General features: G+C 74.0%; 11 protein-coding genes and 1 riboswitch. Of the genes, 5 read left to right on the top strand and 6 right to left on the bottom strand.

Annotated elements, in window-relative coordinates; translation table 11 throughout:
• Nucleotides 1–27: 27 nt before the first annotated feature.
• Nucleotides 28–531, bottom strand: a complete 504-nt coding sequence (gene ectA / locus IE212_RS17400; RefSeq protein WP_190198776.1) for a diaminobutyrate acetyltransferase — start codon at nucleotides 529–531, stop codon at nucleotides 28–30.
• Between the two features lie 210 nt (nucleotides 532–741).
• Here ectA and cbiE point away from each other — a divergent pair, with 210 nt between their 5' ends.
• Together cbiE and cobM are read left to right on the top strand one after the other, a co-directional pair.
• Nucleotides 742–1,974, top strand: a complete 1,233-nt coding sequence (gene cbiE, locus IE212_RS17395; RefSeq protein ID WP_190198775.1) for a precorrin-6y C5,15-methyltransferase (decarboxylating) subunit CbiE — start codon at nucleotides 742–744, stop codon at nucleotides 1,972–1,974.
• A gap of 114 nt (nucleotides 1,975–2,088) precedes the next feature.
• Nucleotides 2,089–2,838, top strand: coding sequence for a precorrin-4 C(11)-methyltransferase (cobM, locus tag IE212_RS17390; protein ID WP_190198774.1), 750 nt, complete (start codon nucleotides 2,089–2,091; stop codon nucleotides 2,836–2,838).
• Nucleotides 2,839–2,854: 16 nt separating this feature from the next.
• On the opposite strand, the gene IE212_RS17385 is transcribed toward cobM, so the two are convergent.
• The gene (locus IE212_RS17385) at nucleotides 2,855–3,973 is read right to left on the bottom strand and encodes a cobalt-precorrin-5B (C(1))-methyltransferase (protein ID WP_190198773.1); all 1,119 of its coding nucleotides are present in this window, start codon (nucleotides 3,971–3,973) and stop codon (nucleotides 2,855–2,857) included.
• Between the two features lie 18 nt (nucleotides 3,974–3,991).
• Here IE212_RS17385 and IE212_RS17380 point away from each other — a divergent pair, with 18 nt between their 5' ends.
• Nucleotides 3,992–4,756, top strand: a complete 765-nt coding sequence (locus IE212_RS17380) for a cobalt-precorrin-6A reductase (protein ID WP_190198772.1) — start codon at nucleotides 3,992–3,994, stop codon at nucleotides 4,754–4,756.
• 342 nt (nucleotides 4,757–5,098) lie between these two features.
• Here IE212_RS17380 and IE212_RS17375 read toward each other — a convergent pair whose 3' ends face one another.
• From IE212_RS17375 to cobG, 3 genes are read right to left on the bottom strand one after another with little or no spacing between them, the layout of a single operon-like run.
• The gene (locus IE212_RS17375; RefSeq protein ID WP_190198771.1) at nucleotides 5,099–6,607 is read right to left on the bottom strand and encodes a precorrin-2 C(20)-methyltransferase; all 1,509 of its coding nucleotides are present in this window, start codon (nucleotides 6,605–6,607) and stop codon (nucleotides 5,099–5,101) included.
• Nucleotides 6,604–7,275 (bottom strand): precorrin-8X methylmutase, encoded by a 672-nt coding sequence (locus tag IE212_RS17370; protein WP_190198770.1) that lies wholly within the window; start codon nucleotides 7,273–7,275, stop codon nucleotides 6,604–6,606. The genes IE212_RS17375 and IE212_RS17370 overlap by 4 nt, the downstream gene beginning before the upstream one ends.
• Nucleotides 7,272–8,558 (bottom strand): precorrin-3B synthase, encoded by a 1,287-nt coding sequence (gene cobG / locus IE212_RS17365; protein WP_190198916.1) that lies wholly within the window; start codon nucleotides 8,556–8,558, stop codon nucleotides 7,272–7,274. Before cobG ends, IE212_RS17370 begins: the two co-directional genes overlap by 4 nt.
• A 45-nt stretch (nucleotides 8,559–8,603) precedes the next feature.
• Nucleotides 8,604–8,756: riboswitch (cobalamin riboswitch) on the top strand.
• 36 nt (nucleotides 8,757–8,792) lie between these two features.
• On the opposite strand from cobG, the gene cobN reads away from it, so the two are divergent.
• Entirely contained in the window at nucleotides 8,793–12,389 is a 3,597-nt protein-coding gene (gene cobN, locus IE212_RS17360; protein ID WP_190198769.1) for a cobaltochelatase subunit CobN, read from the top strand.
• 10 nt (nucleotides 12,390–12,399) lie between these two features.
• On the opposite strand, the gene IE212_RS17355 is transcribed toward cobN, so the two are convergent.
• Nucleotides 12,400–13,731 (bottom strand): hypothetical protein, encoded by a 1,332-nt coding sequence (locus IE212_RS17355; RefSeq protein ID WP_190198768.1) that lies wholly within the window; start codon nucleotides 13,729–13,731, stop codon nucleotides 12,400–12,402.
• Between the two features lie 114 nt (nucleotides 13,732–13,845).
• On the opposite strand from IE212_RS17355, the gene IE212_RS17350 reads away from it, so the two are divergent.
• A complete protein-coding gene (locus IE212_RS17350; protein ID WP_190198767.1) occupies nucleotides 13,846–15,141 on the top strand; it encodes a molybdopterin-dependent oxidoreductase in 1,296 nt (431 codons plus the stop codon).
• The last annotated feature ends 246 nt before the right edge of the window (nucleotides 15,142–15,387 follow it).

Raw genomic sequence — 15,387 nt, 5'->3', positions numbered from 1 at the left:
GCGCCCACCGGTCACGCCGCGGTCTGTTCAGCGCAGCGGTCCGATGCGGTACAGGTACTCGGGCTCGTGGGCATCCGGAAACAGCTCCGCTGGAAAGAGCAGTTCACGTTTCAACGGTGCCTTGTGTCGTTCGGCGAAGGAGAGAAACAGCTGGTGGGAAGCGGTGTTGCCGGGGCTGATGGTGGTCTCCAGCCGGTGGAGCGCGCTCTGCGCGTGCAGTCGGCCGGTGAGGTGGTCGAGCATGGCGCCGGCGAGGCCGCGTCCGCGTTCGCCCCCCGCCACGGCGATCTGCCAGATGACGAGTACGTCGGGCCGGTCCGGGCGCCGGTATCCGGTGGTGAAGCCCGCCAGTGTGCCGTTGTCGCCGCGCGCCACCGCGGAGGTGTTTGCGAAATCGCGGAACCACAGGAGGTAACTGTAGGGGGAGTTCACGTCGAGTTTCCCGGATTCGCGGGCGATGCGCCAGACGGCGGGACCGTCCGCGACGGTTGGTTCCCCGATTTTTTCCGTGTATTCCGTCAGTGTCGTCATACGGAGCACCTTTGTTTCACGGTCACGGGAGTGATGCCGATTCCCGGCGCGTGAGCCAATCGCTTCCTCATATTACGTCCGTGGTCTCCCGTCGGCCACGGGACCACTCGCCGCGGCCGGGCGCCCGGGACGCGTACCCGAGCGGGAGTGCGCTGGTCAGCGCCCAGTAGAGTGCGCCTCTGTTGCCCCCGAACGCCGAGGTATCGAGCAGTGACGCCCGCACTCCCCGCACCGACCGCCGCCGTGACCGTCGTCGGGATCGGGGCCGACGGCTGGGCCGGGCTGCCCGGCGACTCCCGCGCCGCGCTGTCCGAGGCCGAAGTCCTGATCGGGGGTGCGCGCCAGCTGGACCTGCTGCCGCCCGAGTGCACAGGGCGGCGCATCGCCTGGCCCTCGCCGCTGCGCCCCGCCGTCCCCGGCCTGCTCGCCGCGCACGCCGGCCGCCGCATCGCCGTGCTGGCCAGCGGGGACCCGATGTTCTACGGCATCGGACGCGCCCTCGCCGAGGAGACCGACGCGCTGCGCGTCCTGCCGCACCCGTCCTCCGTCTCCTACGCCGCCGCCCGGCTCGGCTGGCCGCTGGAAGACGTGGAGGTCGTCACGCTCGTCGGCCGGCCCTCCGCCCGTCTGGCCGCCGCCCTGCACCACGGCCGGCGCCTCCTCGTCCTCAGCGCGGACGCCACCACCCCCGGCGAGGTCGCCGCGCTGCTGCGCGACCGGGGCTTCGGGCCCAGCCGGATGCGGGTCCTCGAACAACTCGGCGGGGAGAAGGAACGCGCCACCGACGAGTCCACCGCCGACGACTGGCCGCACCCGCCCGGCGACCCCCTCAACATCGTCGCCGTCGAATGCCGCCGAGCCCCGGGCGCCCTGCGGCTCGGCGCCGTGCCCGGGCTGCCGGACGAGGCGTACGAGCACGACGGGCAGCTCACCAAACGGCACATCCGCGCCGCCACCCTGGGCGTGCTCGCGCCCGCGCCCGGTGAGTTGCTGTGGGACATCGGCGGCGGGTCCGGTTCCATCGCCGTCGAGTGGATGCGGACCCACCCGTCCTGCCGGGCGGTGAGCGTGGAACGCGACCCGGTGCGTGCCGACCGCATCGGGCGCAACGCCGAGCGGCTGGGCGTGCCGGGGCTGTGTGTCGTCACCGGCGCCGCGCCCGCCGTGCTGGCCGAACTTCCGCCGCCGGACGCCGTGTTCATCGGCGGCGGGCTCACCGCCTCCGGTCTCCTGGACGCCTGCTGGGAGGCGTTGCCCGCCGGTGGACGCCTCGTCGCCAACACCGTGACGCTGGAGTCCGAGGCACTGCTCGCCGACGCCTGCCGCCGCCTCGGAGGCGAGCTGGTGCGGCTCGCCGTGGCCCACGCCGTCCCCGTGGGCGGCTTCACCGGGTGGCGGCAGGCGATGCCGGTCACCCAGTGGGCCGTGCGGAAAGACGCGTGAGGACGCGCGGAGACATGACCGCGTGAGGACGCGCGGAGACATGGACGCGTGAAGACACGCAGAGACATACAGGGACGCGCAGCGAACCCTCGACCACCTACCAGGAGCAGACAGATGACCGTGTACTTCATCGGTGCGGGCCCCGGTGCCGCCGACCTGATCACGGTGCGCGGGGCCCGTACGCTCGCCGCCTGCCGGGTCTGCCTGTACGCGGGCAGTCTGGTCCCGCGGGAACTGCTCGCCGAATGCCCGCCGGACGCCCGGCTGGTGGACACCGCGCAGCTCGACCTGGACCAGATCACCGCCGAGTTGCTGCGCGCCCACGAGGAGGGACACGACGTGGCCCGGCTGCACTCCGGGGATCCGTCCGTGTTCAGTGCGGTGGCCGAGCAGATGCGGCGGCTGGACGCGGCCGGGGTGCCGTACGAGGTCGTCCCGGGCGTCCCGGCCTTCGCCGCCGCGGCGGCCTCCCTGAAACGGGAGCTGACGGTGCCGACCGTCGGCCAGAGCGTGATCCTCACCCGCGTCGCCAACCGGGCCACCCCCATGCCCGACGGCGAGGACCTCGCCACCCTCGGCCGCAGCGGGGCGCTGATCGTGCTGCACCTGGCCGCCAAGTACGTGGACCGTGTCGTGGAGGAACTCCTCCCGCACTACGGCGCCGACTGCCCGGCCGCGGTCGTCGCCTACGCCTCCCGGCCCGACGAGCTGATCATCCGCGGCCCGCTGGAGGAGATCGCCGGGAAGGTGAAGGAGGCCGGTGTGCTGCGCACGGCGGTGATCATGGTGGGCCGGACGCTCGGAGCGGAGCAGTTCCGGGACAGCCACCTGTACTCGCCGGAGCGGGAACGCCACGTGTGCTGAGCACGGTGAAGGCCCGTCAGGCCACGGTGCTGCGCCCCACCACCGTCCCCGCCCGGTCGATGCAGATCACGTCGACCGCGACCGGTGCGCCGCGCAGCACCGCCAGGGCCTCGTCGCGGGCGGTGGCCGCGACCAGGTCGCCGAGCGGTACCCCGGCGGCGAGGCACGACTGGAGCGCGGCCAGGCCGGTGTTGGCGTCGGCCACCCGGGCGGCCAGCGCCTCGTCCGCGCCGCCGCGCCGGGCCAGCCCGGCGAGGAAGCCCTTGTCGACCTGGGATCGGGCGGAGTGCAGGTCGAGGTGGCCGGCGGCGAGCTTGGAGAGCTTGGCGAAGCCGCCGCAGATGGTCAGGCGGTCGACGGGGTGGCGGCGGATGTACTTCAGCACCGCGCCCGCGAAGTCGCCCATGTCGAGCAGGGCGTCCTCGGGCAGGCCGTACTCGGCCACGACCGTCTTCTCCGACGTCGACCCGGTGCAGCCGGCGACATGCGTACGGCCCGCCGCCCGGGCCACGTCCACGCCCCGCCGGATGGAGTCGATCCACGCCGAGCAGGAGTACGGGACGACGATGCCGGTGGTGCCCAGGATGGACAGGCCGCCCAGGATGCCGAGCCGGGGGTTCCAGGTGGAGCGGGCGATCTCCTCGCCGTGGTCCACGGAGACGGTGATCTCGACGTCCCCCGGACCGCCGTGCCGGGCGGCGACCTCGGCGACGTGGTCGCCCATCATGCGGCGCGGGACGGGGTTGACGGCCGCCTCGCCGACGGGCAGCGGCAGGCCGGGCCGGGTGACCGTGCCGACCCCGGGGCCCGCCCTGAAGACGACCCCGGCACCCGCGGGCAGGTGCCGTACCGTGGCCCGGACCAGCGCCCCGTGGGTGACGTCCGGGTCGTCGCCGGCGTCCTTCACGATCCCCGCCATCGCGTACCCGTCGCCCAGCTCCTCGGCCGCCAGCGCGAACGACGGTGTCTGCCCCTTCGGCAGGGTGATGGTCACGGGGTCGGGAAACTCACCGGTCAGCAGGGCGGTGTACGCCGCCGCCGTGGCCGCCGTCGCACAGGCGCCGGTGGTCCAGCCGGGCCGCAGGCCGGTGTGCTCCAGCTGGGCCCTGCGGCCGCCCTTGACTTCGCTGCTCATGAACGGACCTGGACTTCCATGCACGTACTGATTCTCGGCGGGACCTCGGAAGCCCGCCGTCTCGCCGAACTGCTCCACGCGACCCCCAGGCTGCGGCTGACCAGCTCCCTCGCGGGGCGGGTGGCCAGCCCGCGGCTGCCGCCGGGGGAGGTGCGGGTCGGCGGCTTCGGCGGGGTGGAGGGGCTCGCCGCGTGGGTGCGTGAGCACCGGGTGGACGTGCTCATCGATGCCACCCACCCTTTCGCCGGGACGATCAGTTTCCACGCGGCGCTGGCCGCCGCCACCGCCCATGTTCCCCTGCTCGCCCTGCGGCGCCCCGGCTGGGTCCCCGTCGAGGGCGACCACTGGCACGACGCCGGCTCCCTGGAGGAGGCCGCGCGGCTGCTGCCCGCGCTGGGGCGGCGGGTGTTCCTCACCACCGGCCGGATGGGGCTGGCCGCGTTCGCCGCCCTGGACGAGCTGTGGTTCCTCGTACGGTCCGTGGACCCGCCCGAGCCTCCGCATCCGGCCCGGATGGAGGTGCTGCTCGACCGCGGCCCGTTCACCCTCGACGGCGAACGCGAGCTGCTGCGCCGCCACCGCGTCGACGTCGTGGTGACCAAGGACAGCGGGGGGACGGCCACCGCGCCGAAGCTGACGGCGGCGCGGGAGGCCGGGCTGCCGGTGCTCGTGGTCCGCCGGCCGCCGGTCCCCGAGGGCGTCCCGGTCGTACCCGACCCGGAGGCGGCGGCCCGTTGGGTCCAGAAGCGCCTCCACGGCAGCGACTTCCCGACCACCGGCTGAGAGCGCCCCGAGCCCGCCGGAGACCGGCCGGGCCCACCGGCGCGGAGTCCGGGCGATGCGCTCGCCGTTGCGCCGATGTGCTTGCCGTTCCGCCGATGTGCTCGCGGTTCCGGGGCGCGGGGCGCCGCTGCGCCCATCGCCCCGGCGGCACGACTGCCCGCAGCGGAGTCAGCCGCCGGACGGCGGCGCGGAGGCCAGGTGATCTCCTCGCGGTTCCCGTGTCGTATCCGCCCGCTCCCCGGGGGGCTTCTCGCCGGGCCCGGTCTCCCCGCGGCGGCGCGGAGGTCGGGCGATGTGCTCGCCGGCTCCGCCGCCTGACGCGTTTCCGGGAGACCCGCCGGGCTAGACCTCCGGGTAGCGGCGCGGAGTCCAGACGATCTCCTCGCCGTCGCCGCGTCGTACGGCCCGCGTCTGGGACGAGCCGATCAGCAGGATCGTGCGCATGTCGACCTCGGCCGGATCCAGGTCGGACAGGCGTACGATCCGCACGCGTTCGCCGGTGCCGCCGACGTCCCGCGCGAGCACGACCGGCGTGTCCGGCGCCCGGTGTTCCAGCAGCAGTTCGCGTGCCTTGCCCACCTGCCAGGTGCGGCTGCGCGAGCCCGGGTTGTACAGGGCCAGGACCAGGTCCGCCGAGGCCGCCGCGCGCAGCCGCTCGGCGATGACCTCCCACGGCTTGAGCCGGTCGGAGAGGGAGATGGCGGCGTAGTCGTGCCCGAGCGGGGCGCCCGCCCTGGCCGCTGCCGCGTTGGCGGCGGTCACGCCGGGCAGCACCCGCACCGGGACGTCCGCGTATTCCTCCTGCGAGGCGACCTCCAGGACGGCCGTCGCCATGGCGAAGACGCCCGGGTCACCGCCGGACACCACCGCGACCCGCCGCCCGCGCCGGGCCAGGTCGAGGGCGAACTCGGCGCGCTCCGACTCGACCCGGTTGTCCGAGCCGTGCCGGACCTGCCCGGGCCGCTTTGGCACCCGGTCGAGGTAGGTCGTGTAGCCGACCAGGTCGTCGGCGGCGGCCAGCGCGCCCCGGGTCTCCGGCGTCAGCCACAGCGGACCGGCCGGGCCGGTCCCGACCACCACGACCTCGCCCCGCTCCGGGGTCGCGGGCCGCTCCGCGTCGACCCGGCTGGGCAGCACCGCCACCGAGAAGTACGGCACCGAGTCCGCGTCCACGTCCGCCAGTTCGCCGAGGCGCTCCCCGGCCATGGTGGCCCGCTCGACGTAGCGGGCCTCGCCCAGCCGCCCCGACTCCGCGAACGCGCTGCGCACCTTGGTGAAGGTCCGGCCCAGTTTCATCACCACCGCCGCGTCCGTCGCGGCGAGCCGCGCGGTCAGCTCCTCCTCGGGCAGCGTGCCCGGCAGGATGGTCAGCACCTCCTCGCCCTCGGCGAGCGGCGTGCCCAGCCGGGCGGCAGCGGCGGACACGGAGGTGACGCCGGGGATCACCTCGGTGTCGTAGCGGTCGGCGAGCCGCTTGTGCATGTGCATGTAGGAGCCGTAGAAGAGCGGGTCGCCCTCGGCGAGGACCGCGACCGTCCGCCCCGCGTCCAGGTGCGCGGCGAGCCGGGCCGACGCCTCGGCGTAGAACTCCTCGATCGCGCCCTTGTAGCCGCCGGGGTGGTCGGTCGTCTCGGTCGTGACCGGGTAGACCAGCCGCTCCTCGATGTGGTCGGCGCGGATGTGCTTCGCCGCGATCGAGCGGGCGATGGAACGGCCGTGCCGGGCACTGTGGTACGCGATCACATCGGCCTCGGCGATGACCTCGACGGCCCGTACGGTCATCAGGGACGGGTCGCCCGGGCCGAGCCCGACCCCGTACAGCCGCCCCGTGGTGGACTGCTTCCCGCTCACTCTTCCTCACTCGCGATCGCGTTGAGCGCGGCGGCGGCGATGGCGCTGCCCCCGCGGCGGCCGCGCACGACCAGGTGTTCCAGGCCGGACGGATGCGCGGCCAGGGCGTCCTTGGACTCGGCGGCCCCGACGAAACCGACCGGGACGCCGATGACGGCGGCCGGACGGGGAGCCCCCTCGTCGATCATCTCCAGCAGCCGGAACAGGGCGGTGGGCGCGTTGCCGACGGCGACCACCGAGCCCTCCAGCCGGTCCCGCCACAGCTCCAGCGCGGCGGCGCTGCGGGTGGTGCCGAGCTGCGCCGCCAGTTCGGGGACGGACGGGTCGGAGAGGGTGCACAGCACGTCGTTGCCGGCGGGCAGCCGCTTGCGGGTCACTCCGCTGGCCACCATCCGCACGTCGGTGAAGATCGGCGCGCCGGCGCGCAGCGCCTCGCGGGCGCGGGCCACGACAGCCGGTGTGTAGGCCAGGTCCCGTACGAGGTCGACCATCCCGCAGGCGTGGATCATCCGGACCGCGACCTGGCTGACGTCGGCGGGCAGGTCCGCCAGGTCCGCCTCCGCGCGGATGGTGGCGAAGGACTGGCGGTAGATGGCCGGGCCGTCCTTCTCGTAGTCGTACGTGGTCACGGTGGTCTTCACGCTGCTCTCGGTCGTCATACGGCTCATGGGGTGATCGCCGCCAGGGCGGTGGCGAGTCGGGCGGGGTCGTCCAGCGAGGTGGTCCGGGGTTCCCGGCCGCTCAGGGCCGTGGAGAGCCGGTAGCCGCCTCCCTCGGCGGCGACCACGTCGACGCGGTCGCCCCGGGGATGCCCGCAGCGGCGTTCGCACCCGGACCAGTACAGGGGGAGGCCGCGCGGCGCAAGCGTGCCGAGGGCCCCGGCCGCGTCGGCCCGTACGTCGGCCCGCGACTTGGCGCATCCGGGCCTGCCGACGCAGGCACCGACGCGCAGCCAGGGGGAGCCGGGGTCGGTGACGAGACCGGCGGCGGCGAGGCGGGCGAGGGCCTCGTCCGTGGAAACCCCCAGTGTGGGAAGAACCACACCTCGCCAGGGAGTCAGACGCAGTTCATCGGCGGCGACATGGACCAGTTCGCGCCACTGGTGCGCCGAGAGCCGTCCCAGCGGCACGTGCGCGCAGAGGCCGGTGCCGACGGCTCCCGGGAGCGGGCCGTCGGCACGGCCGGTGTCCCGGGCCCCCCGCTCGTGGCGGATGCCCACGGCCGTCAGACGCCGGCCGACGGCGTCGAGCAACTGTCCGTCGGGAAGGTCGAGTTCGTCGACCCGCCAGACATGTGTCCCGCTCGTCCGCGCCGCCTCCAGGAAGGTTTCCGCGGCAACCAGCGCGGCCCGGGCGGCCTCCCCGGCGCCGACGTGCAGCACGTCCCCTGCCGCGCCGAGGCCGAGACGCGCGCCGCCGTCCGCGGCCGCCCGTACCGTCACGTCGGCTCCGAGCCCCGCCACGTCCCCGCGTCCGTCGTCGAGCGCGAACAGGAAACGCCCCGACAGGGCCCGTGCCGCCTCGCTCGCGCACAGCGCCGCGTCGAGGGCCGTCAGCCAGGGGCGTACGTCCAGCACGCCCCTTCCGTCCAGGCCGGACAGCGGCGAGGCCACGACGTTGCGCACCCGCTCGTGCCCGTGCGAGGGCAGCAGCCCGGCCGCCTCCAGCAGCCCGGCCAACTCACCACCGCAGCCGCCGTCCAGACCCCGCAGCTGCAGGTTTCCGCGCGAGGTCAGATGCAGGTCCCCGTCACCCAGCCGCTCCGCCGCGTCGCCCAGCGTCCGAGCCTGGCGGACGGTCAGCACACCGCCGGGAATCCGGACGCGGGCCAGCGCGCCGTCGTCCGCCGCGTGCAGCCTGAGCGCCCCCGGGCAGGCGTCACCGCGGTCCCGGGAGACCGCTGTGGCCTGGGGCGTTGAACGGAAGGCAGGCGTGGGCATGGCGGCGAGCATACCTACCATCACACCAGGTGTACGCCCTGCCCTTTTCCCCTGACCCTTACTATGATCCGCGGCGGATCATCCGGTCCGCCGACGCCATGACGGCGACAGGGGAGGAAGCCCGGTGCGAGTCCGGCGCGGTCCCGCCACTGTGAGCCCGGCCCGTAGGGGGCAGGGTGAGCCAGGAACTCCCGCCGTCCTACCACCGCCCGGGGCGCGGACACCCCGAGGAAGGCCAGACGCCGCATGATCCTGCTCCTGTCGACGTCCGACACCGACCTGCTCAGCGCACGCGCGGCGGCCGGCCCGGTCCCGTACCGCTTCGCCAACCCGGCGCGCCTCGCCCTCGACGACCTCCCCGGTCTTCTCGACGGCGTCCAGCTGGTCGTCGTACGCCTCCTCGGCGGCGTCCGGGCCTGGCAGGAGGGTCTCGACCTGCTCCTCGCCGACGGCCGCCCGGTCGTCGTCCTCACCGGCGAACAGGCCCCGGACGCCCAGCTGATGGCCGCCTCCACCGTCCCGGTCGGCATCGCCGCCGAGGCCCACGCCTACCTCGCCCACGGCGGCCCGGCCAACCTGGAGCAGCTCGCCCGCTTCCTCTCCGACACGGTGCTGCTGACCGGCCACGGCTTCGAGGCACCGGCCCCCGCCCCCACCTGGGGCCCGCTGGAGCGCACGCCCCGCGACGGCGCCGACGGCCCGGTCGTCGCCGTGCTCTACTACCGCGCCCACCACATGAGCGGCAACACCGCCTTCGTGGGCGCCCTGTGCGACGCGATCGAGGAGGCGGGCGGCCGACCGCTGCCCCTGTACGTCGCCTCCCTGCGCGCCCCCGAGCCCGAACTGATCGAGGAACTGCGCGCCGCCGACGCCATCGTCACCACCGTCCTCGCCGCGGGCGGCACCAGGCCCGCCGAGGCGTCGGCCGGCGGCGACGACGAGTCCTGGGACGCGGGCGCGCTCACCGCGCTGGACGTCCCGATCCTCCAGGCCCTGTGCCTCACGGGTTCGCGCTCCGACTGGGAGGAGAACGACGAGGGCGTCTCCCCGCTCGACGCGGCCAGCCAGATCGCCGTCCCCGAGTTCGACGGGCGCCTCATCACCGTCCCGTTCTCCTTCAAGGAGATCGACGAGGACGGCCTCCCGGCCTACGTCGCCGACCCCGAGCGCGCGGCCCGGGTCGCCGGCACCGCCGTACGCCACGCCCGCCTGAAGCACATCAGGCCCGCCGACAAGCGCCTCGCGCTGGTCCTCTCCGCGTACCCGACCAAGCACTCCCGCATCGGCAACGCGGTCGGCCTGGACACCCCCGCGAGCGCGGTGGCGCTGCTGCGCCGGCTCCGCGACGAGGGCTACGACTTCGGAACGGACGCCGAGGTGCCGGGACTGGCCTCCGGCGACGGCGACGAGCTGATCCGCGCGCTGATCGAGGCCGGCGGCCACGACCAGGACTGGCTCACCGAGGAGCAGCTCGCCCGCAACCCGGTCCGCATCCCGGCGGCCGACTACCGCCGCTGGTACGCCACGCTCCCCGGGGAACTGCGCACGGCGGTGGAGGAGCACTGGGGCCCGGCCCCCGGCGAGATGTTCGTCGACCGCAGCCGCGACCCGGAGGGCGACATCGTCCTCGCGGCCCTGCGCTTCGGCAACCTGCTGATCCTCATCCAGCCGCCGCGCGGCTTCGGCGAGAACCCGATCGCGATCTACCACGACCCGGACCTGCCGCCCTCCCACCACTACCTGGCCGCCTACCGCTGGATCGCCGCCCCTGCCGAGGACGGCGGCTTCGGCGCGGACGCGATGATCCACCTCGGCAAGCACGGCAACCTGGAATGGCTGCCCGGCAAGAACGCCGGCCTGTCCGCCGCCTGCGGCCCCGACGCCGCCCTCGGCGACCTCCCCCTGATCTACCCCTTCCTGGTCAACGACCCGGGCGAGGGCACCCAGGCCAAGCGCCGCGTCCACGCCACCCTCGTCGACCACCTCGTCCCGCCGATGGCCCGCGCCGACTCCTACGGCGACATCGCGCGCCTGGAGCAACTCCTCGACGAGTACGCCCAGATCTCCTCCATGGACCCGGCCAAGCTCCCGGCGATCCGCTCCCAGATCTGGACCCTCATCCAGGCCGCCCGGCTCGACCACGACCTCGGCCTGGAGGACCGCCCCGACGACGACGGGTTCGACGACTTCCTCCTGCACGTCGACGGCTGGCTCTGCGAGGTCAAGGACGCCCAGATCCGCGACGGTCTGCACGTCCTCGGCAACCCGCCGCGGGGCGCCGACCGCGTCAACCTCGTCCTCGCCATCCTCCGCGCCCGCCAGATCTGGGGCGGCGCCACGGCCCTGCCCGGCCTGCGCGAGGCACTCGGCCTGGACGAGTCCGCGGCGACCCGCACCACGGCCGACGAGGCGGAGGACAAGGCCCGGGCCCTGGTCCAGGCGATGGACGACGCGGGCTGGGACCCGGCCGCCGTCCCCACCGAGCACGGCGAACAGGTCGCCGCCATCCTGGACTTCGCGGCCCGCGAGGTCGTCCCGCGCCTGGCCGCGACCACCGCCGAGATCGACCACACCGTCCACGCGCTGGCGGGCGGCTTCGTCCCGGCCGGTCCCTCCGGATCCCCGCTGCGCGGCCTGGTGAACGTCCTGCCGACCGGCCGCAACTTCTACTCCGTCGACCCCAAGGCAGTCCCCTCCCGCCTCGCCTGGGAGACCGGCCAGGCACTCGCGGACTCCCTGCTGGAGCGCTACCGCACCGACAACGGTGAGTGGCCCACGTCCGTCGGCCTCTCCCTGTGGGGCACGAGCGCGATGCGCACGGCCGGCGACGACGTGGCCGAAGCCCTCGCGCTGCTCGGCGTCCGCCCGGTCTGGGACGACGCCTCGCGCCGCGTGACCGGCCTGGAAGCCATCCCGTACGAGGAACTGGGCCGCCCCCGCATCGACGTCACCCTGCGCATCTCGGGCTTCTTCCGGGACGCCTTCCCGCACACCATCGGCCTGCTGGACGACGCCGTACGCCTCGCCGCCTCGCTGGACGAACCGGCCGAGGCCAACCACGTACGCGCCCACGTGCAGGCGGACCTCGCGGACCACGGCGACGAACGCCGCGCCACCACCCGCATCTTCGGCTCCCGCCCCGGCACCTACGGCGCCGGTCTGCTCCAGCTCATCGACTCCCGTGACTGGCGCACCGACGCCGACCTCGCCGAGGTCTACACGGTCTGGGGCGGTTACGCCTACGGCCGTGAACTCGAGGGCCGCCCCGCCCGCGAGGAGATGGAGACCGCGTACAAGCGGATCGCGGTCGCGGCGAAGAACACGGACACCCGCGAGCACGACATCGCCGACTCCGACGACTACTTCCAGTACCACGGCGGCATGGTCGCCACGGTCCGCGCCCTGCGCGGCACCGCCCCCGAGGCGTACATCGGTGACTCCACCCGCCCCGAGACGGTCCGCACCCGCACGCTCGTCGAGGAGACGTCCCGGGTCTTCCGCGCCCGCGTGGTCAATCCCAAGTGGATCGAGGCGATGCGCCGCCACGGCTACAAGGGCGCCTTCGAACTCGCCGCCACGGTGGACTACCTGTTCGGCTACGACGCCACCACCGGCGTGGTCGCCGACTGGATGTACGACAAGCTCACCGAGACGTACGTCCTGGACCCGGTCAACCGCGAGTTCCTCCAGCAGGCCAACCCCTGGGCGCTGCACGGCATCGCCGAGCGGCTGCTGGAGGCGGAGTCCCGCGGGATGTGGGAGAAGCCCGACCCGGCGGTGCTGGAGGCCCTGCGGCAGGCGTACCTGGAGACGGAGGGGGACCTGGAGGGCGACGGGGCGTAGAGCGGGCTCCTCACCACCCGGTGAGCAGCAGGTGGTTGAGGAGCAGGGCCAGCAGCGCCTGGGCGGTGAGCCAGGCGCGGGGGCGGGGAAGGAGCGCGCAGGCCGGGAGCAGCCACACTGCGAACGGCAGCCAGATGCGCTCCGTCTCCGCCTTGCTCATGCCGGACAGGTCGGCGACCAGCAGGGCGAGGAGCGCGGCGGACACCAGGAGCGCGAGGCGTGCGTCAGCAGGGGGCCCGGTGCGGTGCCGGAGCAGCACGACACCCGTCCGCCGCAGCCCGGCCGCTGTCGCCAGACCCGTGATGAGCACCGTGCAGGCCAGGTTGGCCCACACCCAGTAGCCGTAGGGACGGGTGCCGCCCGCGCCCTGGTAGTACCGGGTCACCAGCAGGTGGTACGCCTCCCACCAGTCGAACCCGGCGAGCGTGAAGGCCGTCGGGACCACCGCCAGTCCGGCGAGCAGCGGCACCAGCAGGGCGGGGCGTTCCCGGATCCCGTGCCGGCCGAGCGCCAGCACCGCCACCGCGATCAGCGCGACGAGCGTGAGGCCGTACGACAGGTAGCAGGTCAGGCCGAACAGCAACCCGGACGCCCCAGCCCACCACAGGGACCGGCGGGTGACCGCGAGCGCCAGCAGTGCCACCGCCCACGCCGCCACCGCGGCGAAGTACGCGTCGGCCGAGGTGCCCATCCACACGGCGGCCGGGGCCAGGACGAGGAAGGGCGCCGCCCTGCGCGCGAGTGCCTCACCGGCCAGGGCGCGGACCGTCACCAGCACCGCCACACAGGCCGTCGCCCCCACGACGATGCACCACACGCCGGCCCAGCCCCCGCCCCGCAGCCCGATCCGGTCGAGCAGCACGAAGGTGAGGGTGGCCGCGGGTGGATGTCCGGCGATGTGGGCGGGCCAGTTGTCGGGCGAGTCGAGCAGGATGTGGTCGGTGAAGGTCTCCAGGGCCGCCGGGATGTCGTGGAAACGGTCGATGACCTGGAGGTATTCGTAGCGGGTGGTGAGCCTGCGCGCGATGCCGCGGTCCCAGCCGTCGATCAGGGCGAGGGAGAGGATCCACGCCGTCGCCGTGCCCCAGGCCGTCGGCAGCAGGGCCCGCCAGGGGAGACGGGCCGCGAGGGTGGGGCCGTAGGCCACGGCGGCGATCGCGACCACGAGGGCCGGGGGAGTGCCGGGGCCCAGGTGGGGTCCCCAGGACCCCAGCACCGGGGGCCAGTTGACGAACAGCGTGTGGCGGGTGAACTGGATGTGGCGGCCGACCAGCACGGCGACCGTCACCAGAACGGTGGCGGCCATGGCGGCGTACAGGTCACGGCGGAGGGAGCGGGTCACGCCCGGAACGCTAGGCCGACAGGGCGGGCGCGGACCGCCGTCCGGGCCGGATGTCAGCGTTTCGTCATGGGTTGAGCAGCCGATCCGGGGGTGTTCCCGGCCTACGGTCGGGCCATGCGAGACGACCCACTCCTTCCCTCCTCGCCCGGCTTCTGGCGCAGCCCCCTGCGCGGTACCCGGTTCACCTCGGTGCTGGGCCTCGTCCTACTCGTCGGCATCACCGTGCTGTTCGTGACGGGCCTGGTCTCCTACGCCGCCTACAACCCGGGCCTGTCACCGGTGAACGACAAGACCCCGGACAAGGGGATCCTCGGCTTCTACCTCTTCGACTGGCCGACCGGCCCGCACTGGCTGTACCGGCTCAACCAGGGCGTCCACGTCACCCTCGGCATCACCCTGATCCCCGTGCTGCTCGCCAAGCTCTGGTCCGTGATCCCGAGGCTGTTCGCGCTGCCGCCGGCCCGCTCGCTCGCGCACGCCCTGGAGCGGGTCTCCCTGCTGCTCCTGGTGGGCGGCGCGCTGTTCGAGTTCGTGACCGGGGTGCTCAACGTCCAGCTCGACTACGTCTTCCCGGGTTCCTTCTACCCGCTGCACTTCTACGGAGCGTGGGTGTTCTTCGCCGCGTTCGTCGCCCACGCGCTGCTGAAGACGCCCATCGCCCTGCGCAATCTGCGGCGGCTGCGGCAGGAGGACGAGGGGCAGGGGGAGGACGAGGGGCAGGGGGAGGACGAGGAGAAGGGGGAGGACGAGGAGAAGGACATCCTGGTGACACCACGTCCCGCCGAGCCGACCGTCTCCCGCCGGGGCGCCCTGTGGTTCGTCGGAGGCGGCTCGCTGCTGCTGTTCGCGACGACGGCCGGGCAGAACTCCGACGCCCTGCGGCGCACCGCCCTCCTCGCACCGCACGGCGGCGGCGACCCCGGCAGCGGCCCGAACGGGTTCCAGATCAACAAGACCGCCGCGTACGCCGGGATCGACGCGGCGGAGACGGGCGAGGACGCCTGGCGGCTCGTCGTGACGGGGCGTACGGGCACCGTCCGCCTCAGCCGCGCCCGGCTGGCCGCCGAACTTCCGCTGTACAGCGCGGCGTTGCCCATCGCCTGCGTGGAGGGCTGGTCGACGTCGGACCAGTGGTGGCGCGGGGTGCGGCTGCGGGACCTCGCCGCGCTCGTCGGGTACGACGGCGACCCGCCGGACCTGTTCGTCGAGTCCCTGCAGCCTCGCGGTGCCTTCCGGAAAGCCGCCCTGCGCGCCAACCAGGTGGCCGACCCGCGTTCCCTGCTCGCCCTGTACGTCAACGGCGAGGAGCTGTCCCCCGACCACGGCTACCCGGCACGGATCATCGTGCCCGCCGCGCCTGGTGTGCTCAACACCAAGTGGGTGGCCCGGATGACGTTCGGAGACCTGTGATGCGCCGGCCGCGATTTCCCGCCGGAAGCCCCTTCCAGCTCCTGCTGCTCGCCTGCTCCTTCGCGCTGGCCGGGTACGCCGGGGTGCGGCTGCTCGCCGGTGACTGGTGGGGCGTGACCCTGTGGTTCGTGGGCGCGGCCCTGCTGCACGACCTCGTGCTGCTGCCGTTGTACGCGGCGGCGGACCGGGCGCTGGTACGAGGGCTGGGGGCGCGCCGGGAGTGGGTGCCGTACGTGCGCGTGCCGG

The organism is Streptomyces djakartensis, from assembly GCF_014651075.1.
GTDB classification, from domain to species: Bacteria; Actinomycetota; Actinomycetes; order Streptomycetales; family Streptomycetaceae; genus Streptomyces; species Streptomyces djakartensis.
The sequence above is the reverse complement of the archived record's forward strand: the minus strand, read 5'-3'. Positions and strand labels throughout refer to the sequence as shown.